Annotated in this window: 17 protein-coding genes and 1 pseudogene; 13 read left to right on the forward strand and 5 right to left on the reverse strand. The window is 58.2% G+C overall.

Features of this window, described 5'->3' with window-relative positions:
* Nucleotides 1–56 precede the first annotated feature (56 nt).
* From ACP3RB_RS00805 to ACP3RB_RS00830, 6 genes and pseudogenes are all read left to right on the forward strand, one after another.
* Nucleotides 57–968 carry a rhodanese-related sulfurtransferase gene (locus ACP3RB_RS00805; RefSeq protein WP_426699172.1) on the forward strand — a complete coding sequence of 304 codons (912 nt, stop codon included), beginning with the start codon at nucleotides 57–59 and terminating at the stop codon, nucleotides 966–968.
* A complete protein-coding gene (locus tag ACP3RB_RS00810; RefSeq protein ID WP_049338580.1) occupies nucleotides 968–1,465 on the forward strand; it encodes a GyrI-like domain-containing protein in 498 nt (165 codons plus the stop codon). Before ACP3RB_RS00805 ends, ACP3RB_RS00810 begins: the two co-directional genes overlap by 1 nt.
* Before the next feature lie 306 nt (nucleotides 1,466–1,771).
* The gene (locus ACP3RB_RS00815) at nucleotides 1,772–2,875 is read left to right on the forward strand and encodes an LLM class flavin-dependent oxidoreductase (RefSeq protein WP_426699173.1); all 1,104 of its coding nucleotides are present in this window, start codon (nucleotides 1,772–1,774) and stop codon (nucleotides 2,873–2,875) included.
* 195 nt (nucleotides 2,876–3,070) lie between these two features.
* Nucleotides 3,071–3,430, forward strand: coding sequence for a Cd(II)/Pb(II)-sensing metalloregulatory transcriptional regulator CmtR (gene cmtR / locus ACP3RB_RS00820; protein ID WP_219100701.1), 360 nt, complete (start codon nucleotides 3,071–3,073; stop codon nucleotides 3,428–3,430).
* Entirely contained in the window at nucleotides 3,427–4,077 is a 651-nt protein-coding gene (locus tag ACP3RB_RS00825) for a cation transporter (RefSeq protein WP_426699174.1), read from the forward strand. The genes cmtR and ACP3RB_RS00825 overlap by 4 nt, the downstream gene beginning before the upstream one ends.
* Before the next feature lie 38 nt (nucleotides 4,078–4,115).
* Nucleotides 4,116–4,202, forward strand: a pseudogene (locus ACP3RB_RS00830) (luciferase); the annotation flags it as partial.
* A gap of 246 nt (nucleotides 4,203–4,448) precedes the next feature.
* On the opposite strand, the gene ACP3RB_RS00835 reads toward ACP3RB_RS00830, so the two are convergent.
* Entirely contained in the window at nucleotides 4,449–4,991 is a 543-nt protein-coding gene (locus ACP3RB_RS00835; RefSeq protein WP_426699175.1) for a pyrimidine dimer DNA glycosylase/endonuclease V, read from the reverse strand.
* Between the two features lie 2 nt (nucleotides 4,992–4,993).
* Nucleotides 4,994–6,745: a DUF7059 domain-containing protein gene (locus ACP3RB_RS00840; RefSeq protein WP_426699176.1), complete on the reverse strand. Its 1,752-nt coding sequence runs from the start codon at nucleotides 6,743–6,745 to the stop codon at nucleotides 4,994–4,996.
* Nucleotides 6,746–6,925: 180 nt separating this feature from the next.
* Between ACP3RB_RS00840 and ACP3RB_RS00845 the strand changes: the two genes are divergently transcribed.
* The 6 genes from ACP3RB_RS00845 to ACP3RB_RS00870 all read left to right on the forward strand — a co-directional run bounded on the left by ACP3RB_RS00845 (nucleotide 6,926) and on the right by ACP3RB_RS00870 (nucleotide 15,823).
* The gene (locus ACP3RB_RS00845; protein WP_311446253.1) at nucleotides 6,926–7,384 is read left to right on the forward strand and encodes a pyridoxamine 5'-phosphate oxidase family protein; all 459 of its coding nucleotides are present in this window, start codon (nucleotides 6,926–6,928) and stop codon (nucleotides 7,382–7,384) included.
* 381 nt (nucleotides 7,385–7,765) lie between these two features.
* On the forward strand, nucleotides 7,766–10,582 hold the full coding sequence (topA, locus tag ACP3RB_RS00850) for a type I DNA topoisomerase (protein ID WP_426699177.1): 2,817 nt from the start codon (nucleotides 7,766–7,768) through the stop codon (nucleotides 10,580–10,582).
* Nucleotides 10,583–10,890: 308 nt separating this feature from the next.
* On the forward strand, nucleotides 10,891–11,862 hold the full coding sequence (locus ACP3RB_RS00855) for a Ppx/GppA phosphatase family protein (RefSeq protein WP_426699178.1): 972 nt from the start codon (nucleotides 10,891–10,893) through the stop codon (nucleotides 11,860–11,862).
* A gap of 107 nt (nucleotides 11,863–11,969) precedes the next feature.
* Nucleotides 11,970–13,565, forward strand: a complete 1,596-nt coding sequence (locus ACP3RB_RS00860) for a hypothetical protein (RefSeq protein WP_426699179.1) — start codon at nucleotides 11,970–11,972, stop codon at nucleotides 13,563–13,565.
* 105 nt (nucleotides 13,566–13,670) lie between these two features.
* Nucleotides 13,671–14,753 carry a hypothetical protein gene (locus ACP3RB_RS00865; protein WP_426699180.1) on the forward strand — a complete coding sequence of 361 codons (1,083 nt, stop codon included), beginning with the start codon at nucleotides 13,671–13,673 and terminating at the stop codon, nucleotides 14,751–14,753.
* A gap of 521 nt (nucleotides 14,754–15,274) precedes the next feature.
* Nucleotides 15,275–15,823 (forward strand): DUF6609 family protein, encoded by a 549-nt coding sequence (locus tag ACP3RB_RS00870; RefSeq protein WP_426699181.1) that lies wholly within the window; start codon nucleotides 15,275–15,277, stop codon nucleotides 15,821–15,823.
* A 78-nt stretch (nucleotides 15,824–15,901) separates the two neighbouring features.
* On the opposite strand, the gene ACP3RB_RS00875 is transcribed toward ACP3RB_RS00870, so the two are convergent.
* Nucleotides 15,902–17,299 carry a chloride channel protein gene (locus ACP3RB_RS00875; RefSeq protein WP_426699182.1) on the reverse strand — a complete coding sequence of 466 codons (1,398 nt, stop codon included), beginning with the start codon at nucleotides 17,297–17,299 and terminating at the stop codon, nucleotides 15,902–15,904.
* 340 nt (nucleotides 17,300–17,639) lie between these two features.
* Between ACP3RB_RS00875 and proC the strand changes: the two genes are divergently transcribed.
* Nucleotides 17,640–18,485 (forward strand): pyrroline-5-carboxylate reductase, encoded by an 846-nt coding sequence (gene proC / locus ACP3RB_RS00880; RefSeq protein WP_070819352.1) that lies wholly within the window; start codon nucleotides 17,640–17,642, stop codon nucleotides 18,483–18,485.
* 213 nt (nucleotides 18,486–18,698) lie between these two features.
* Here the strand turns inward: proC and ACP3RB_RS00885 are convergent, their stop codons facing one another.
* The gene (locus tag ACP3RB_RS00885; RefSeq protein ID WP_005504725.1) at nucleotides 18,699–19,361 is read right to left on the reverse strand and encodes a potassium channel family protein; all 663 of its coding nucleotides are present in this window, start codon (nucleotides 19,359–19,361) and stop codon (nucleotides 18,699–18,701) included.
* Nucleotides 19,354–20,973 carry a TrkH family potassium uptake protein gene (locus ACP3RB_RS00890; protein ID WP_426699183.1) on the reverse strand — a complete coding sequence of 540 codons (1,620 nt, stop codon included), beginning with the start codon at nucleotides 20,971–20,973 and terminating at the stop codon, nucleotides 19,354–19,356. Before ACP3RB_RS00890 ends, ACP3RB_RS00885 begins: the two co-directional genes overlap by 8 nt.
* Nucleotides 20,974–21,267 lie beyond the last annotated feature (294 nt).

The raw sequence follows: 21,267 nt of genomic DNA on the forward strand, positions 1-21,267 counted from the left end.
GCGCACATATCAAAAAATCTGCATGTTTTAGGCGTATATGACGATAAAATAGTTTCGTGGCTCAAAATAAGATTATTCTGTATTACCAGTTCGCCCCCATCGCCGACCCGCAGGCGGTCATGCTCTGGCAGCGTGCCCTCTGCGAGAAGCTCGGCCTGCGCGGGCGCATCCTCATTTCCAAGCACGGCATTAACGGCACCCTCGGCGGCGAAATCAACGCGGTCAAGGCGTACACCAAGGAAACCCGCAAGTACCCCGGCTTCAAGAACATGGAGTTCAAGTGGTCCGAGGGCGGCGCGGAGGACTTCCCCCGCCTGTCCGTGAAGGCACGCGACGAGATTGTGGCTTTCGGTGCTCCCGACGAGCTGCAGGTGGATGAGAACGGCGTCGTTGGCGGCGGCGTGCACCTGAAGCCTGAAGAGGTCAACAAGCTTGTTGAAGAGCGCGGCGACGAAGTAGTCTTCTTCGACGGCCGTAACGCGTTCGAGGCGAAGATCGGCAAGTTCAAGAACGCTATCGTTCCCGACGTGCGCACCACCCACGACTTCATCCGTGAGATCGAGTCCGGCAAGTACGATCACATTAAGGACAAGCCGGTCGTCACCTACTGCACCGGCGGTATTCGCTGCGAGATTCTCTCCGCGCTCATGAAGAACCGCGGCTTCAAGGAGATTTACCAGATCGACGGCGGCATCGTGCGTTACGGCGAGAAGTACGGCGATAAGGAACTTTGGGAAGGCTCGCTGTACGTCTTCGACAAGCGCATGCACATGGAGTTCACCCCGGACACCGTCACTATCGGTAAGTGTGAACAGTGCAGCGCCCCCTCGAATAAGTTCGAGAACTGCTCTAACGACTCCTGCCGCGAGCTGGTTCTGCTCTGCCCCGAGTGCGCAGCTGATGACGCGAAGCGCCACTGCGTGCCCGAGTGCTCGGTGGATCGCGAAGCAGCTGAGGCGAACGCCTAATGGCAGCCGCTAAGGGCGGTGCGGTTCAGATTTCTGAACCTCGCATTGAGGAGCACCCGGCAATGGTTGTTGCTGGCGTTTCGCAGGTGTTCCCCCTGGATGGCGACTTCTCCTCGCTGTGGGATGAGCTGAATCAGAAGGCGTCCCCGGCGATGCTGGATGTCCTGAACGTGACCCAGTACCTGGGCGTGTGCACTCAGCCGAACCCGAAGGGCCAGGTCCGCTACACGGCGGGCTTCCTGGTGTCGGAGCCGGCGAGCGCGGCGAAGCTTGGTTTGGGCGTGCTGGAGTTGCCTGCGAGCACCTATGCGGTGGTTGAGGTGACCGGCCCGATTTCGGAGTCTATTCCGGCTGGCTTTGCGAGCTTTGAGGAGGCGTTCTTCGCGAAGAATCCGCAGTACCGCCCGGTGGGTGGTCTTGAGGTGTACGGTCGCGGCGATATGCAGGCGGCTGATTACCGTATGGAGCTGTGGGTTCCGCTGGCGAAGCGTTCCTAAGGCAGTTTGTTTCTGTTGTTATGGCTGCAGTTTTAGCTGTTGAATAGAAGAGCCCGGTGGTGCGATGTGTTCGTGCCGCCGGGCTTTTCTGTGCCCTTTTTGGCTGTATTCTGCGTAAGCATTTTGTGGTGGTATGTGTGTGCCGGGTGGGTGGGATGTGCGGGTGGTGTGTGCGGCGAAGGGGGGCGGTGCTCTACGCGTCATAGTCCGAAATAAAATACTTGACATGTAAAGTATTCGGGTTTAGATTTAAACCACCAGCCCGGCACTACACAAGCCCGAGCGCAACTCGCTAAGGAAAAAACCATGAGCACCCCCAACAACCCCGGCACCCCGCAGTCCGACCCGCAGCTCGACGAATCCATCCGCATCAGCCACCTCGAGCCTATGCGTGGCGACGAGAAGAAGCTCGGTTTCCTCTCCTTCGGCCACTGGGCTGAGGTCCCCGGCTCCCGCGTACCCTCCGCCGCAGAATCTCTACACCAGGCAATTGACCTCGCCGTAGGCGCCGAAGACATCGGACTGGACGGCGCGTTCTTCCGCGTGCACCACTTCGATCAGCAGCAGGCGACCCCCTACCCGCTACTCTCCGCAATCGCCGCCAAGACCGAACGCATCGAGCTCGGCACCGGCGTGATTGACATGCGCTACGAAAACCCGCTCTACATGGCAGAGCTCGCCGCCATGGCTGACCTTATCGCGGCGGGCCGACTGCAGCTGGGTGTCTCCCGCGGCTCGCCCGAATCCGTTATTCGCGGCTTTGAGAGCTTCGGCTACTACCCGGCAGAAGGCGAAAACGAGAGCGACATGGCGCGCCGCCACCTCGACATTTTCCTCAAGGCAATTGAGGGTGAGGGCATGGCGCCTAGCGCTCGCGTGGCGGGCAAGTATGCCCCGGTTCAGCCGCAGTCGCCGGGTCTGCGCGACCGCATCTGGTGGGGTGCGGGCACCGATAGCACCGCCGTGTGGACCGCGCAGAAGGGCCTGAACCTCATGTCTTCAACCCTGATGTTGGAAGATAAGGGTATTCCGTTCGATCAGCAGCAGGCGCAGCAGATTCGCCTCTTCCGCTCCGAGTGGGTGAAGGCGGGCAATTCGGGTGTTCCGCGTGTTTCGGTGTCCCGCTCGGTGCTGCCCGTTATCGATGAAACTTCGGCGCGCTATTTCGGTCGCCGTGCCGCGGAGGACTCGCAGGATTACACCGGCATTATCGATAACAGCTTCTCCCGCTTTGGTCGCAGCTACATTGGTGACCCGGCGGATATTGCCGAAGAGCTCGCCCGTGACGAGGCGGTTCAGGCGGCGGACACCGTGCTGCTGACCATCCCGAACCAGCTGGGCGTGGACTTCAACCTGAAGATGCTTGAGGCAATCGTGAAGGAGATTAAGCCCGCGCTGACCACTAAGTAAAGCCCCTGAGGTGAAGACTCCGCAGAACCTTCTGCGCTAGCAGGGTTTCGCGCCAGCGTGCCGCCGTCGCTTCCGTGATGGGCGGTGGTCGCTGATGAGTGCGAACTCTGCCGCCTCCCGAGGGCAAGGGCGCGGAGCACGTGCGGCAGCCCGCACAAGTGGACAATTGGTCAGTTATCACTGTATAGTCATCGTATGCTGACTATTGCTTCACGCCTCGACGTCATGAACCGGCTCGGCCGCGCCATGGCAGACCCGACACGTTCCCGGATTCTGATGACCCTCCTCGGCGGCCCGAGCTATCCAGCCGTGCTCTCGCGCGAGCTGGAGCTGACCCGCTCGAACGTGTCCAACCACCTGACCTGCCTGCGCGATTGCGGAATCGTCGTCGCCGAGCCCGAGGGCCGCCAGACGCGCTACGAGATCGCTGACCCGCACCTCGCCGCGGCGCTGACGTCCCTGATCGACGTCACGCTCGCGGTGGACGAGGCCGCGCCGTGCATCGACCCGGAATGCTCGGTGTCGGGCTGCTGTGGAACGGCGGCGGGAGCATGAGCGAGACCCTGACCACCGCGCGCCGCGCGATGCTGCACCGGCGCGTCCGCTTCATCGTCGGCTTCACGATCACGTACAACGTAATCGAGGCAATCGTCGCAGTCTGGGCAGGCGTCCTCGCCTCGTCCGCGGCGCTCATTGGCTTCGGGCTCGACTCGGTTGTCGAGGTACTCTCGGCCGCGGCCATCACCTGGCAGTTCACCCGCAAGGACCCTGAGCAGTGGGAAACGGTCACTGTCAAGGCCATCGGCATCGCGTTCTTCGCGCTGGCGGCCTACGTCTCGATCGACGCGGTGCTGGCCCTGGTCGGCCAGGAGGGCCCCGACCGCAGCCCGCTGGGTCTCGGCATCACCGCGCTGAGCCTGGTCGTCATGCCTCTGCTGGCGTGGATTGAGGTCCGCACCGGGCGGGAGCTGGGCTCCAAGAGCGTGATGGCCGACGCCAAGCAGCTCATCCTGTGTATCTACCTCTCCGGTGCAGTGTTCATCGGCCTCGTCCTCGACAGCCTGTTCGGCTGGTGGTGGGCTGACTCGGTTGCGGCGCTGGTCGTGGCGGTGCTCGCAGTGCGCGAGGGCCTGGAGGCCTGGCGCGGCGACGTCGAGTCGCCGTTCGAAGTGCTAGAGGACCTCGAAGACGAGGACGACTGACCCGTCACCCGACGATGAAGAGCCAGTGCTGCAACCCAGACATGCGCTACGAAAACCCGCTCTACATGGCTGAACTTGCCGCCATGGCCGATCTCATTGCGGCGGGTCGACTGCAGCTGGGTGTGGACTTCAACCTGAAGATACTTGAGGCAATCGTGAAGGAGATTAAGCCCGCGCTGACCACCAAGTAAAGACACCGAGGTAAAAATACTGAAGTAAAGATCTTGAGGTAAGGACACCGTTCCAAGCTGTTTTTAGCGCTCTGCGACGCGCTGAGATGCTTGTTCCCATACAGCTTGAGCCATACATGTAGCAATGCCCCGGCAGGCACCCGCAAGGGTTACCGCCGGGGCATTACTATGTTCACGTTCTTAGAACTCTTTCGTCTTTTCCCAGGGCTCAATAGCGCCCGGCACCACCTCAAAAAGCGGATGCGCACACGCCGCCAACTCGCCGCGCGCCGCCAGGCGCTCGCTCAACCGATGCTCCCACTCCGGGTCGCGGCCCGCCACCTTGTGCCGCAGAAAAGCGAGCTCGTACTCCAACTGACCGAGAGTAACGGGAATTAGTGCGACCGAAGCATACGGATTTTCTGCCTTGTCGGCACCGTTTTTGTTGGCTTTATCAGTGCAGTTTTTGCCAGCGCTATTTTCGCCCGCACCATCTTCGCCCCCACCAATCAGCGCACGGTTGAAAGAATAACCGCGGGCATCCGCCTCATCCGCTAGCCCCGACAGGTAGGCGGCAACCGCCTCCAGAGGCTGCGGATGCGCACGAAAACGAATCAGCTGCGGATGATTCGTGTACCCGCGCGTCAGACCCCGCAGCACCTTCTGCGCCAGCAGTGTTTCACGCCAGCAGGCGACCAGGGCGCGGCGATCAAGCAGGGAGGGGTGAAGGGACCAAATACGCACCCCTAGCTCTGTTCTTCAGCAGTGTTTTCGCCAGCCGATTCTGCGTCCGCGTGCTCGTCGCTAAAGTGCAGGAAGCTTTTGAGCACCAGCTCACGCACCGCATGTAGCAGGGTGTCACGCGGATGCTGCTCCTGCGTACCGCGTGCCGTGGCGGCGGCCTCGTCGTATTCGGGCCAGGACAGCAGCATGGCAAGAGCCGCCACAATCTGACCCACGGCAAGCTCACCATCGCTCGCCGACGCAAAGCCCGCCGTCTCGGTGGAGAGCAGCTGGGTGCGGCACAGACCCGAACCGGCACGCAGCAAAATCACGCTGGGATGCTCGGCACCGGGGCGGCCGTGGCGTTCCTCGGTGACGTCCTCGGCGACCTCCAGGTGTGCGGCGAGGAGCGCCTCATCGTCCATGGCGGCGAGGCGGTCGTAGCGGCGCACAGACTCGGTGAGGGCGCGGGCGATGGGCTGCTGAATCGGGTAGGTGATCTCCTCGAAACGGTGCAGGGGCTCGGTCACGCCTGCCGCGGTCGCCTCGGTCGGGCGGCGCAACCAAATCATGCCGAAACCAATAGAATGAACGTTCCGGGAAGCGAAGTCGTTCAGGTACGCCACGTAGGTCTGCTCGTAGTGGCTGCGGTCGCGGTTCTCGCTCGCATCCTTCAACCAGGTCTCCGCGTAGGAGGCGGGGCTCAGCGCCTCACGCTGAATAAACCACGCCTCCGCGCCGCCGTCGGCAACCCAGGCGCGCGGGCGCTCATCCCACGGACGCGGTGCTTCCGGGTCCTCGGAATCGCGAATAATCTCCCAGTTACCCAGCATCTGCGCGCGACCGCCGGGCACCAGCACCGACGGCAGCTGACGCACCATCGTGCTCACAATTTCGTCACCGGGCAGGCCGCCGTCACGGTAAGTGAACTGCTCTTCGGCGCTCTCACCGGCAACGCGCGGGGTAATTACGAACGGCGGGTTCGACACCACCAGGTCGAAAAGCTCACCGGCGACCGGCTCCAGCAGGGAACCCATGCGCAGGCTCACGCGCGCCTGCGGGTTCTGCGGGTCAATATTGAGCGCCTGCGCGTTCAGCAGCAGGTTAAAACGGGTGAACGCCAGGGCACGCTCCGAAATGTCGGTGGCGGTCACGTGCTCAGCGTGGGCGAGCAGGTGGAAGGTCTGAATACCGCAACCGGTGCCCACATCCAGGGCACGCTTGACGGGGGTGCGCTCGGTAATCTGCGCCAGAGTCAAGGAGGCGTGACCAATGCCGAGCACGTGATCCTTACGGAGCACGCCGGGGCGCTGATGCGCACCCAGGTCGGCGGCAACAAAGATTTCGGTGCCGTCATCGGCGGCGTGCGGGCGCAAATCAACGCTCGCGGTCCAGCGGGCAGAATCCGCAGCGTCGCGCTCAATCAGCGCGGCATTCTCGAAGTCAACCAGGGCATCGCCGAAAACCTCGGCTGCCTCAGCCTCGGTGAGCGGGCGAGCCAGCAGGAAAAACGCCAGCAGACGCGCCAGGTTCTTCTCACCCGCACTGTAACCGCCGCGCAGAATGTGCTCCACACGCCACAGGCCCGGAACTACCTGGTCGCGAGCCATCGCCTCAGCCGCCTCAACACCCAGCAGCTCCTGCACAGCGTCATAGCTGTAGTTCAACGCCAGCAGGCGTTCACGGATGCGGGTCAGGCGGGCGTAATCATCGCTGCGGGGTGCATCCGCAACGGCGGCGTACTCGGGGGCGAAAGTGGCGGCAGAAATAGTCATGCACACCATTCTACGCACCCGGCGCAACCGGCCGCCCTACCTACCCGTATGAACGCGGCGGGTAGAGAACACCGCACGGACTAGCGGGGAAGAACCCCTCACCTCATGAGCTCCGACCCACCCACTGACCAAAACTGTCATCTACGCAAGAGCACCCGCCCCATCGCATACACTGAAACCATGAGTAACCTGTACCCCGATGAAAGTATCAGCGTCGACAAGTGCTGGGAGCGTCTGCACGCGAACACTCTCGGCCGGCTCATCCTCACTGACGGACAGCACGTCGATGTGCTGCCCGTGCTCTACGCCGTCGCCCACCAAAACGACAAGCAGGAAATCTACATCCGCACCACCCGCGGCAACAAGTTCTCCTCCGTGGTGGTCAGCCGCCGCGTCGCCTTCGAAATCGACGAAACTCTCGAAGACGGCATCCGCTCCGTCATTGTGGTCGGTATTGCCCACTGGCTGCCGCCGGAAATGACTCCGCAGATCGTGCGCACCTTCGATCTGCCCGATTCCGAAACCCACGAAATGCAGTGGGTGCGCATCGCGCCGCAGACCGTGTACGGCCGCGAATACCCGCTGCTGCCCGCATACCTGGACGGCACCCACCCCGACTCGGACACCCTCACCAGCTAGAAGGGTTGGCTAGCGGGCTAGAAGCACAGGTGCGGGCGCCGTGCGGTGCGCCCCAGCCCCCCCGCGCACCCGACCCTGTGCACATACCCCTGTGCACACACCACCGCTTCCGGTACCGTATGATGTACCGAGTACCCTGCGCACACGTGCAAGCTCAACACGCCCGGTCCACATCAACCAGAACCGGGTTAGCTCGCCCCGCGCCGGGCCACCACGCGCTCGCCGCATGAAACGCACCGAGTGCACCACATAAACCCAACACAAATTACACCCCCACAGATCACCTCACCCCGCGTACACCACAGCCCGTCGGCGCCCACAAGCGCCAGCGTAGGTTATGGTTGAATACGTAGCTTTTCAACACACAGATAGAGGAGTGCCGTGCCCGCTCAGGCAAAGAACGGAAAAGCCCTGCTGATTGTGGAGTCTCCCTCCAAGGTCAAAACCATTAGCAGCTACCTCGGCGAGGACTACCTTGTCGACTCGTCCATGGGCCATATCCGCGACCTTCCGCAGCCCTCCGAACTGCCCGAAAACCTCAAGAAGAGCCCCGTCGGCAAGTTCGCTGTCAACGTTGAAGAGAACTTCGAACCCTACTACGTGGTCAACCCCGACAAGAAGAAAAAGGTCGCCGAACTCAAGCGCAAGCTCAAAGAAGTAGACGCGCTCTACCTGGCAACCGATGGTGACCGCGAAGGTGAAGCCATCGCGTGGCACCTGAAGGAAGTCCTCAAGCCTAAGGTACCCGTCTACCGCATGACCTTCCCCGAAATCACCCGGGAAGCCATTCAGCGCGCCTTCGGCGAACTGCGCGACATCGACCTGCACCTGGTCGACGCGCAGGAAACCCGCCGCATCCTCGACCGAATCTACGGCTACGAAATCTCCCCCGTGCTCTGGCGCAAGGTCGGCCGCGGCCTCTCCGCAGGTCGCGTGCAGTCCGTCGCAACCCGCCTCGTCGTCGAGCGCGAACGCGAACGCATGGCATTCGTCGCCGCCAACTACTGGGACCTGTCCGGACGCTTCCTGACCGCATCCTCCGAAGGCTTCGACGCCAAGCTGGTCGCCGTAGACGGCAACCGCGTCGCCACCGGCAAGGACTTCGCCGACGACGGCACCCTCAGCTCCTCCAAGGTCACCCACCTGAACGAGGAAGCCGCCCGCGCGCTCGCCGCAGCCCTGCAGTCCGCCGCGTTCTCCGTACGCTCCGTCGAGACCAAGCCGTACAAGCGCCGCCCGGCAGCGCCGTTCACCACCTCCACCCTGCAGCAGGAAGCCGCACGTAAGCTGCGTTTCTCCTCCCGCGTGACCATGCAGGTGGCGCAGCGCCTCTACGAAAACGGTTACATCACCTACATGCGTACCGACTCGGTGGCACTGAGCGAGCAGGCAATCTCCGCCGCACGCCGCCAGGCATCCGAGCTGTACGGCGCAGAATTCGTGCCCTCCGCACCGCGCGTGTACACCTCCAAGAGCAAGAACGCACAGGAAGCCCACGAGGCAATCCGTCCCGCGGGCGACACCTTCCGTACCCCGGACGCTGTGCGCGGTGCCCTGTCCAACGACGAATTCCGACTCTACGAACTGATCTGGAAGCGTACCGTCGCCTCCCAGATGGCTGATGCGACCGGTTCCACCGCCTCCGTGCGCCTGGGCGCCGTGGCATCTAACGGCCAGGACGCCGAGTTCGCTGCATCCGGTACCGTCATCACCTTCCGCGGCTTCCTCGCCGCCTACGAGGAGGGCGTTGACGCATCCCGCGTGGCTGAGCGTGAGGCGAAGGACGCTGAGAAGCGCCTGCCGAACCTGACCACCGGCGAGGCACTGACCGCCGAGGCGATTGAGCCCGCCGGTCACGAGACCCTGCCGCCTCCGCGCTACACCGAGGCGTCCCTCGTGAAGACCCTGGACGAGCTGGGCATTGGCCGCCCGTCCACCTACGCGGCGGTTATTTCGACCATCATGGACCGCGGATACGTGAACGTTCGTTCTGGTTCGCTGATCCCGTCCTGGATCGCGTTCTCCGTGGTGCGCCTGCTCGAATCCAGCTTCGGTCCCTACGTGAACTACGAGTTCACCGCGCAGATGGAAGAAGACCTTGACCGCATCGCACGTGGCGAAGAGTCCCGCGTCGAATGGCTGGGTGAGTTCTACTTCGGTGGCGGCTCCAAGCGCGGCCTGAAGTCCATCGTCGATAACCTCGGCGAGATTGACGCCCGCAGCATCAACTCCATCCCGATCGCGGACGGCATTGTGCTGCGCGTGGGCAAGTTCGGCCCCTACCTGGAAGCCGAAGGCACCCTCGACACCGAAACCGGCGAACTGACCGAACCGATCCGCGCGAACGTACCCGCCGACCTGGCACCGGACGAACTGACCGAAGCGAAGGCACGCGAACTGCTCGAACAGGGCAAGTCCGACGGCCGCGTGCTCGGCGTGGACCCCGTCTCCGGCAACCAGATTGTGGCACGCGACGGCCGCTACGGCCCCTATGTCACCGAAGTTATCGAAGAGATGACCGAGGAGCAGATCCAGGCGTACCTGGACGCGCAGCCGACCGAATACTACAAGAACGGCAAGCCTAAGCCGAAGAAGAAGCCGAAGCCCGCCAAGCCGCGCACCGCGTCCCTGTTCAAGTCCATGGACCTGGCGACCGTGACCCTGGAGCAGGCACTGCAGTTGCTGAGCCTGCCGCGCGTGCTCGGTACCGACGCTGAGGGTGTGGAAATTACCGTGCAGAACGGCCGCTTTGGCCCGTACCTGAAGAAGGGCACGGACTCCCGCTCGATTGGCAGCGAGGACGAAATCTTCACGATTACGCTGGAGCAGGCGCTGGAGATTTACTCCCAGCCGAAGCAGCGCGGTCGTGCGGCGGCTAAGCCTCCGCTGGCTGAGCTGGGCGTGGACCCGGTCAGCGAGAAGAAGATCGTGGTGAAGGACGGCCGCTTTGGCCCGTACATCACCGACGGTATTACGAACATTACGGTTCCGCGTGCGGAGTCGGTCGAGTCGCTGACCCACGAGCGTGCGGTGCAGTTGCTGGCTGACAAACGTGCGAAGGGCCCGGTCAAGCGTAAGACCACCGCGAAGAAGACCACTACCGCTAAGAAGACTACTACCCGCAAGACTGCGGCGAAGTCTACTACCGCGAAGAAGACGACCACTCGCAAGACCGCGGCGAAGAAGACCGCCGAGTAATCTGCCGCGTCGTCAGCCGAGTAGCGTTTCTACTTGAAGGCGCAGGATGTGCCCCCTGAACCCCATAGCGGGGTGGGGCGCCTCCTGCGCCTTTTGCGTGCCCGGGGAAAATGGATGCCCTGCGAACGTTTGTGCTCGGGGTGCTCGGAGGTTCGGCGCGTGTTTGTACCCGCGCTGTGCTGATGCTGGGCATCCGCCCGGATTGTTTGCGGAGTGAGCCGCGCCTCTGACAGACTGGAAGAGGCACCGCACCTGCGGTACCGCACACAGACAATATCCCGCCGCGCGGCGGGGGAGGGGAGCGCATCGTGCGCCTGGGAGTTCTGGATGTCGGGTCGAATACGGTCCACCTGCTACTGATTGACGGCAGCCCCGGGGCGCGCCCCGAACCGTACGCGTCCCATAAGATTCCGCTGCAGCTCGTGCAGTACCTCGACGCTGAGGGCAATATTTCGCAGGAGGGCGCGGACGCGCTGACCCGCTTCGTGACTAGCGCCCGCGACTTCGCGATTGAGAATGAGGCGGAGGACCTGCTGGCGTTCTCCACGAGTGCTATCCGTGAGGCGGGTAATGGTGCGGCGGTGCTGCATCAGGTGCGTGAGCAGACCGGTGTGAGCCTGAACGGTATTTCGGGCGACCAGGAGGCGGCGATTACGTACTTTGCGGTGCGCCGCTGGCAGGGCTGGGGTGCGGGTCGCATCCTTGATTTTGATATTGGTGGCGGCTCGTTTGAGTTTTCGACGGGTACGAATGCGTTGCCGGATGCGGCGATGAGCGTGCCGTTGGGTGCGGGCCGTTTGACGCGTGAGTTTTTTGATGAGCAGCCGCCGAGCCCGAAGCAGGTGAAGCGTCTGCGTAAGTATGTGCGTGAGCAGATTGCCCCGGTGGCGGAGAATCTGTTGCGTTATGGTGCGCCGGATATGACGGTGGGTACGTCGAAGACGTTCCGTTCGTTGGCGCGTATTTGTGGTGCGGCGCCGTATTCGGCGGGCCCGCATGTGAAGCGTGAGATGCATTTGCAGGATTTGCGCCTGTGGACTCGTCGCATGGAGGCGATGACGGTGAAGGAGCGCGGCGATTTGCCCGGGGTTTCGAAGGCGCGTGCGGAGCAGATGCTGGCGGGCGCTATCGCTGCGGAGGCGGCGATGGAGGCGTTTGGGGTTGAGACGATGCGTGTGTGCCCGTGGGCGCTGCGTGAGGGCCTGATCCTGAAGCGTATTGAGCACCTGGCGGAGGGTACGGGTACTCCGGTCAACCCGAAGACCCTCCTGGGCGCATAGCCCCATGATGATGAACCCCGCAGGCTGGTAAGCACCGGCCTGCGGGGTCACCGCTTTTCTTTTGTATATAACCCGCCGACAAAGATGTAGGAAAGGAACAATCACCGATGAAAATCCAAGAAGTTATTGACGAAGTCAACAACACCTGGGGCGAAGAGCACGAAGAAAAACGAAAAAAGATATTTCGAGAAAATATTTTTTGGAAGCCTTTAAGATATTTTAGAGACATCTCTTTGCTTTGTCTCCTTGTTAATTGTATTTCTGGGCTTTCCTATATGTCCAGCTCTGTTAATGCGCCAAAAATTTTTCCTGCATATTTTTTTAATATTCCATATTATATATTTGATGTACGTGCCGGAATTATTGCTTCTCTAGCGAGTCTGCTATTAAGTCTATACGTTAGTGTAGGGAAATTTGCAGATGGGCATGAAGGTATTTTGGGTGAAGCTCGCCGTGCTGCTTATCGTAAGTTTGCTAAATGTGTTAGCTATATCATTTCTGCAGTTTTTATTATAAATTTTTGGCATGCCGCTCTCGCAGGTTATCTTCAAGGGACCTCGTACGCACCGGATTTTTTCAGGGGTTTGCGGATAGGTCCAGAGTGGGGTAAATATTTTGTTCCTGCAGAAATTGACCTTTCAAGATATGGTGATATTCCCTCATGGGTTATTGCATTTTTTGCCTGGTTTACGCTGGTGTCTGGATTGATGCTTACTTATAATGAAAAAGATATCTTAATCGCAAATGTCTATAAGCTTAAAAAATTTAATAAGATATACAAAAAGATTAATAAATCTCATGTTAATGAGTATTCTATAGTGGACTCTTTGCTTGCAGAGCCAAAGATTAAAACGAGTGATTTTTCTTCTATAGATGGGAATAATGATTCGGGCTGTGAATATGGAGACCGTTTTATATCTGAGTTTGGTTATCTTGGATTCAGTTTTAAAGTCAAAACAAATCTATACCTCAAGGGTCTCGTTGAATTGCTTAGAAATCCTGGACTGAGGTTCTTGTGCATTATTTGCTTATTTTTTAGTCCGCTATCATTTTTCCTTGTTACGGAGTCATCTGAGTTTGCAGTCTCAGTTTCTGGTGTTATTCTGAGTGTTTTTCTAATTGAGTTGCTTATTAGACTCTTTGAAGTTGGATATTTATATAGGGGGCTTTTGTATGTCGCGGAAACATCAGATTTGAGATGGTGGCATAGAACTTTAGTTTGGGGCAGGTATTTTTGGGCTGACTTGATCGGAAAGTTGCTATACAGAACTATATATATTCTATTTATCTTATTGGTATTGGTGTATTTGTATGCGTCATATTTGGAATCTATTGATGAATCAGTGAAGTCTAGTCTCTTGGCTCTCATGGCTATATTTATAATCTCAATATTTAGTGCTTACTTGGTAATGAAATTATGGCAGTATGATATAAAGTGCATTTTTGACAAAGAACTTAAATTGTACTCTGATAAGTTTATATCCTGCTATATTGAAGACTCTAAAGGTGGTAAACCTCTGGATTATTTAGCTATAGCTTATATTTATATGTCAGTGCGGAAAATTAGTGATTACTATGCGGCATATAAATCTGAATTAGGGGAAGATGATTTATCTCCTGTATATGGTAGAAAAAAACTTTATCGATATTCAAGGGCATCTAATTCTAGGCCTTCAAAATCTCTCCGCCACATGTGGCCTTAAATATTTTTGGGTTTACAGATGGGTAGGAATTTATGTGGTTATGAGAAGTGCAAAATTTTTTGCCATAGTAATTAATCGACAATACGAAGAAAGGAACAATCACCGATGACGAACCAACTACTGCTAGCGCAGGTGCTAGCTGAGGGATTTACCTGGGATTATCTCTGGCATTGGACCCATGATCCGGATGCATGGAAGGCTATTCTCCCCGCCTCTGCGACCGTTATTGCTGCAGCTATTGCCGTAATTGGCGTTGGTTTAACGGCTCGTAAAGCAACGCAGCAGATGGAGCTCTCCAAACAAGGAACACCTCCTGAGCTGACGCGATATAAAGAATGGCTTGAAGTTTCAGAGAAATACAAAGATCTTGTTGATTCAACGAATGTTCATGTATTGGTCAAAAATTCACCAGAATATCAAGAGATTGAGTCTTCACGAAAGGAAGCTCTCACACGCGCAATCTGGGAGAGAAAGGTTCTTGCCTCCTGCTCTAATATACGTGGACAGAAACGGCTCCTAAATATTCCGGCAAGTCTGGTCGTACACGGTGATAAAGAAATTAGTTCTCTGCCAAACTTTAGATACGGTAAATATCTCTGGCTAGAGGGTCTATTTATTTTGCCTGTATTTGTGGGAATGTTGCTTCTCATGCTTATGTTGACTATTGCATATATCGCCTGGGTGTTATCAGGTGGTGAGGATTTTATTGGGGTGACCATATCATTTGCATTTAAGGTACTATTCTGCTTATATGCCTTGGGTTTTGGGGTTAATCTGGCTGAATCTACACGGATGGGTCTGTCGGGAGAATGGTTCGCTGAATATGGTTATCTCCGCATCCTTCAAGAGGATTTACCGAGTGATAAATTTAATGATTTATTTCAATCTTCCTTGAATAAAATCAATAATTCGCAGAGATGCTTATTTGCTCTTTGGGATGAGAACTATCGAAATTTTGTTTATTGTCCCAAGTGGGTGGAATCTAAGTTTGCATCTATTTTAGAGCCAATTATTTTTTGCCTTCCCTATTGGATTGTAAATATTAGGCATAAGAGTCGTGGATACAACTACGGTGAATATAGACCAGAAATTTTTGGAATTTCAGAGGAAAATTTGGAGCGCAAAGATACTCAAGCGCTGAATTCTGAGATTCAAGAAGAATCCCAGCCTACGCCTCCGCAAGGGTAAACGTTGAGAAGCCACATGTGTTTCGAACAGCCACGTCATAAGTGGCTTCTGGAAATACATGTGGCTTCTCACTATGGGGCTGCAACCCCTGCAGAATTTGTGCCATGGTTTAGTGTCTTCTGCCATGGCTTTTAACTATGGCCAAAGACGCTAAACCATGGCACAAATCCGTAACCCATGACCGAATCTCCGGCTGCGCCAGGTAGGCGGGAACCGGTAATGACTTAGTGTTTTCGTCGATAGGTTAGTGTCTTCACTGTGGGTTAAAGACCCACGGCAAAGACACTAACCTATCGAAAACCTCAGTCTAAAAAGCAGGCAGCCCCGGACGCACACACGCATCTGGGGCCGCTTCTTTCGCTTTTTGACGAATTCTCTATTGCCATTTTGATATAATCATAGGAGGTGTAATTAATAGTCAGAAGGACTGGGTTATATTGATATATTGCAGAATTTTTTCATATTAAAATTTAGTGAAGTAACAAGAGAAGTGACTCTACGAGAGGCTATTGGAGGTATCGATGACTTTTCTAAACTATAACAAAGATGAAAAGTTGGAATTTAACTATAAGAGGGCCTGCGGGCTGTGGCTAATTGTGGTAGCGGCAGTTATAGCAATAGCCACCATGACCGGAGGAAAACAAATAATAAATATGCAAGTATTCAGCATTGGGTACGTCGTCAGCTTTTTCTCAATCAACATGAACAAGAAGGTGCTGAATAGACTAGCCGATGGCCCTTCGAGCGAATTTCAAAAGAAAGTATCTTCACGTGCCGTTATTCTATTATTTGTCTTGATGATTTTGCTGGGCGGCCCATTCTTCGCAACTGAAAATTGGAGGCTGATTTGGCTGGGAGCGCTGATGGCAACCGCACTGCATTTCTTCCCATACTATTTTGTGCATGGAAAGTCAATGATATACCTGGGTCTTATCTGTGCCATTAACGTGTTTGCGGGATATATTTTTACCAACATCCCGTTAGAGGTAATTGCATATATCGACGCGGCGATTAAGCTCATCTTCGGAATCTATCTGCTATTCCTTTCAAAGCCGTCAAAGCAAATTTAAGGCAGCTCTTCGGCACAACAAATCAGGGCGGCCCCGGACGCACACACGCATCCGGGGCCGCCCGCCACCTGTCAGAACCTACTTCTTAGTGCCAAACGCCCGCGTCCACGCCCAACGCGTCAGCACCGCCGTGCCCACCGCAACCGCCATCGGCAGCCACGCACTCGCACCCTGACCCGTAAAACCAATCAACAACGTCAACGCAGACAGCGGCGCATTCATCGACACACCCAGAAACGCCGCCGTACCCGTCAACGCCGCCGCATACAACACCATCGACGCGCCACCCGGCACCCCATCCAAACCCGGGAATGCCCACAGCACCAGCGCCGCCACGCAAAACGCAGCCGCCGCACCCAACGCCAAACCCGGCGTCAGCGTGCCGCCATACGAACCCGAACGCAGACTCAACAGCACCACCGCAGCCTTCGCAACAGCCAACGCCAACACATACACTGCCGCCGCCGCAGACAAACCGCCTGCCGCCGCATCCAAAGACACATTAAACGTGTGCTGAGTCAGCAGACGACCATTACCCAGAATCTCCGGAAGCCACAGCGAAACCACCGCGACCAGCGCAAACGCCACCGGAATACGCCACAGAAGAGAACGATCCTTCGCCTTCAACTTCTCCGCACGCTGCGACAACGCCCTAAAACCCAACGCCAACGGAGTCAACACCACACCCGTCAGCGCCGCCACCGTCAGCGTCGTCGCATCCAACGGAAGCTGCGGCACCGGGTACGTCGGCTCATTGACAATCACCAGATTCGCCGTGACCGTCGCCGTCCACACCGTTACCGCCCCCACATACAGCGACCGCAGGCTCAAACCAACAGCCATCGTCTCCACAAGGTACACCACGCCACCAATCGGCACCTGATACACCGCCGCCAAACCGGACGCCGCACCCGCCGCCACCAGCAGGCGACGCTCACGATTACCCAGCAGCGGCGAACCATCCGGGCGAGGGCCACCCACACGCTCCAGAAAACGCGCGCACCGACCCGCAGCCAGCGCACCCAGCTCACGAGGCGCGACCTCCTTACCCACCGGGGAACCCGCACCCACCGCAACAATCTGAATCACCGAATGCGAAATCTGCCGCCACAGCGACGGCGCACGATCCTCCTCGGTAGCACCCGCAATCTGCGACTTCACACCGACCACACGCCGACCGCCCGACTGCAGGTAATACCAAACCAGCGCCACAAACGGCCCCAGCGCCGCCAGCACCAGGGCACGACGCGCCGGGTCAGCGCCGTCAGTGACCATCGGATGATGTCCCTCAGCCTGACCGAAAGTTAGCTCCTGCATAAAATCCAGAACATAATGCAGGGCAATCGCACCCAGGCCGCTGAACACGCCTGTGACCAGCGCGGCAAGGGTCAGTCCCAGAAGGAGGCGCAACGAAAAAGATCGGGAACCAGCAGGATTCTGCGGACTATTCGAGGAAGAACCAGTATGAGAAGACATAGAAAAAGGGGTGTGTTGCGTGCTGTGTGTTGTTGAAGGCTTCATGCCCGGCACAAACTGCCGCGGTTGAAGTTGCTTTCATTCTACGCCTGCACTTTACGCCTTATGGGTGGGCCGCAGGGTGGGAAGCTGAGCCCGGCACATGGGGGCGCGCTGAGTGAAGCCGCCGCCCAGAAAACGCGGAAGAAACACGAGCCAGGTCACACCCTCACCGGCGCACCCGCTATGCTGGAAGGGTACGCCTCCACGCGCCCGCCGCGCACCGAACAGTAGCCCCCGGAACACACCGGCGCACGCCTGCCGGCACCCGGCGCAGGCACCCCATTAGGAAGGATCAACGATGACCGCAACTATTGCTTTTCTCGGCACCGGCTCCATGAACGGCTCCATCGCCGCAGGTCTGCTCGCCGCAGGCCACGACCCCGCCCACATCCGCGCTACCGTGCGTAGCGAAGAATCTCGTGCCGCCCTCGCCCAGCGCCTCGGCGACAAGGTAGAAATCATCACCACCGGCGGCGAAGCCGACGGCAACCACAAGGCAACCGCCCACGCAGACGTCGTGCTGCTCGGCGTGAAGCCCTACGGCATCGTTGAGCTCGCCCGCGATATTGCGCCCGCCCTCGCACCGAACGCCGTTGTGGTGTCCGTTGCTGCTGGCGTGACCCTCGAAACCCTCGCCGAGTGCCTTCCTGCAGGTCAGCCCATTGTTCGCTGCATGCCGAACACCCCCTCCTCCGTGGGCAAGGGCGTGCTCGCCATCTCCACCACCGACACCGTGAAGGCCGAGCAGAAGAAGCTCGTCGAAGAGGTCCTGGGCACCGTCGGCTTGGTCGTTGAGGTCCGCGAAGACCAGATGGATGCGGTCACCGCCGTCTCCGGTTCCGGCCCGGCATACGCGTTCCTGCTTGCGGAGGCGATGGCAACCGCCGGTGAGAAGCTCGGCCTGGACGCAGACACCGCCCTCAAGCTTGCCAGCGCAACCGTTGCAGGTGCCGGCTTCCTGCTCGACACCAACCCGGATGCGCCCGCCCTGCGCCGCGCCGTGACCAGCCCGAACGGCACCACCGAGCGTGCACTGAACACCTTCGTGGACGGTGGCCTCTTCCAGCTGACCGAGGACGCGATGCGCGCTTGTGCGGCACGTTCGGCGGAAATGAGCCAGCTGTACACCGCTGACGAGGACTAGTCATTACGGACTAACCAGCGGGGACTAATACCGTCCGGTAGCATCCCTATGATTGGGTAAAACCACAGAAAACAGCCTCCTCCCGACAGAACGGGAAGAGGCTGTTTTTCTATGTCTATTCGCAGGCTTCTCAAATACGGGCCCTCAAATACGCGCTCCTCAAAGCCGGCAAAGACAGGAAAAGTAACCGCCGCGGGGTATGGAAAAATGCGCTTAGGGGCGCGCCGCGAAACGCTCAATCAAATCCACCTGACCGGACACAATCAGAATGTCGCGCGAGTGAATGCGGGTGGTCGCGTCCGCGTAGGTGAAGTCCTCACCGGGGGACTTAATACCGACCACGGACACGCCGTACTTGGAGCGGATATCCGACTCGGCGAGGGTGAAGCCGTGGGTTTCCTTCGGTGGGCGCATCTTCGCAATCGCGAAGTCGTCATCAAACTCAATGTAGTCCAGCAGTCGACCCGAGACGAGGTGCGCGGCGCGGCGGCCGGCATCCGCCTCCGGGTAGACCACGTGGTGCGCGCCAATACGCTCCAGAATCTTGCCGTGCGCGGGGGTGATAGCCTTCGCCCAGATACGCTCCACACCAATGTCTACGAGGTTCGCGGTAATCAGCACAGACGCCTCCACGGAGGTGCCCACGCCCACCACGGCGGAACCGAAATCGTCCGCGCCCAACTGGTGCAGGGTGTCGATATCGGTCGCATCGGCGGAGACCACGTGGGTCAGCACGCCGGACCATTTCTGCACCAGCTCGGGGTCCTTCTCGATGGCGAGAACCTCTTTATTCTGCAGGCGCAACTGGGCAGCCACAGCCGAACCGAAGCGTCCCAAGCCGATGACGAGGACGGGGGCGTTATGTGCACTAGCCAATGGTGGGCCTTTCTTCGGGGAACTTGTAGAGGCGGCGGCGTGAACGCATCGCCAGGCCGGTTGCGGCGGTTGTAGTACCCACACGACCAATGAGCATCAGAACGCTGAGCACGTACACGCCTGCCGGAGGTAGGCTGGCGGAGAGGCCGTTTGAGAGGCCGCAGGTCGCGAAGGCGGAGATGACCTCGAAGATGACTTCTTTGAGATCTGCGCCGCTAATGATGAGAATCGATGCGGTGCCAACACCTACCACGGTAGCACCCATAACGATCACAGAGATGGCAATGCGCAGAGAGGATTCGGGGATAGTGCGATTGAACGCTACGACCTTCTGGTCACCTCGCGCCTCGGCAAGAATCGACAGGGCAATCACGGCGATGGTGGTGACCTTCACGCCGCCTGCGGTCGAGCCGGAGCCGCCACCAATGAACATGAGCGTATCCGTCAGTAGCGTGGAGACGGGGGTGATGGCGTCCATGTCAACCAGGTTGAAGCCGCCCGAACGCATCATCACGGAGGCGAAGATGGCGTTGAGGATTTTATCGCCGGGAGAGTAGGAACCGATGGTTGCGGGGTTATTCCATTCGAAAAGACCCCAGAAGAAGGCACCAAAACCGAAGAAGAAGAGGGTGGTGACCACGGTCAGTTTTGCGGTTAGCTGCCAGTGTGAGGGACGGAAAGGGTTGCGCTGAATCGCAATGAACACGGGGAAGCCGAGCGAGCCGAGGAACACCGCGATGCAGATGGGTACGAGCAGGAAAAGATCGTGGCCGTAGGGTACGATGCCGTCCGAGTGCGGGGTGAATCCGGCGTTGTTGAATGCCGAAACCGAGTAGAAAATGCCGTGCCACAGGGCCTCGTGTGGTGCTTCACCGAGCGCGAGGAATCGCGGGGTGAGGAGCATTGCAATGAACGCTTCGATGGAGAAAGACGCGTACGCCACCGCTTTAACGATGCCGCCGACCTCGCCGAGTCGGCTGATGTTCAGGTCTTCCTGGGCGATGAGTTTGGTGCGCAGACCCATTTTGCGGCCGATAGCCAGCGCCAGTAGGGAGGTGATGGTCAGCGTGCCCAGGCCACCCACCTGGCAGGCGAGAAGAATCATTGCCTGACCGAAGGTTGACCACTGATCTGCTGTGGAGACGGTGGTCAGACCGGTCACGGTGACCGCGCTGGTTGAGGTGAAGACCGCGTGGTGTAGCGCGACGCGCTGCCCGTCTGCCGAAGAAATCGGCAGGGACAGCATGACGGTGAAGAAGATGATGACTAGAAAGAAGGCACTGATTGCAGTGCGTGAGGGGGATGCCAGAACCGAGGAATCAATGAAGTCGCGGAAGCGTTCGAGAGTCTTCTGGTTGAACTCTAGTGGGGTTCGTTTGCGCTGAGTCTCGGAGTCTTCGTGGTCACGTAGGGTAGGCAGACGGTCAAGATCGATGCCGGGCACGCTGGTGAGGATGCTGAGGTTTTCAGCTTCGAGGCGGTCGCGGCGGCTTCGGCGAACCTGTTGCTTTTGGGGTTCGGAGGTGGCACCGCTGAGGGTGTCCCAGCGGCGGTTGAGCTGGCCCTGGGGGTGGTGGTGTCGGCGCCGGGTGCGGCGGATGATGCGTCCCATGCGCCTCCTTCAGCGGGTGTCTGGGTGTTGGTGTGTTGAGCGGCTGTTTGAGCCTGTGTTTAACGCCTTCTAGTGTATCGCGCCAGGTGCCTGCTGAGGGGGTTGAGGCTCTGGTGGTTTGGGGGTAAATATGTGAGCTTGGAGAAGGCATGCGGTTGGTTTTGTGGGTGGAACCACGAAAACTATATATTCTGTATTAGCTATATAAGTATTGAGGGGTTGGGTGGCTTGCATATGCCTAGGATGAGATACAGGAAACCATCATGAGATGTGATAGGCACTTCATGCTTTTCT

The organism is Rothia mucilaginosa (assembly GCF_049990865.1).
Lineage (GTDB): Bacteria > Actinomycetota > Actinomycetes > Actinomycetales > Micrococcaceae > Rothia > Rothia mucilaginosa_I.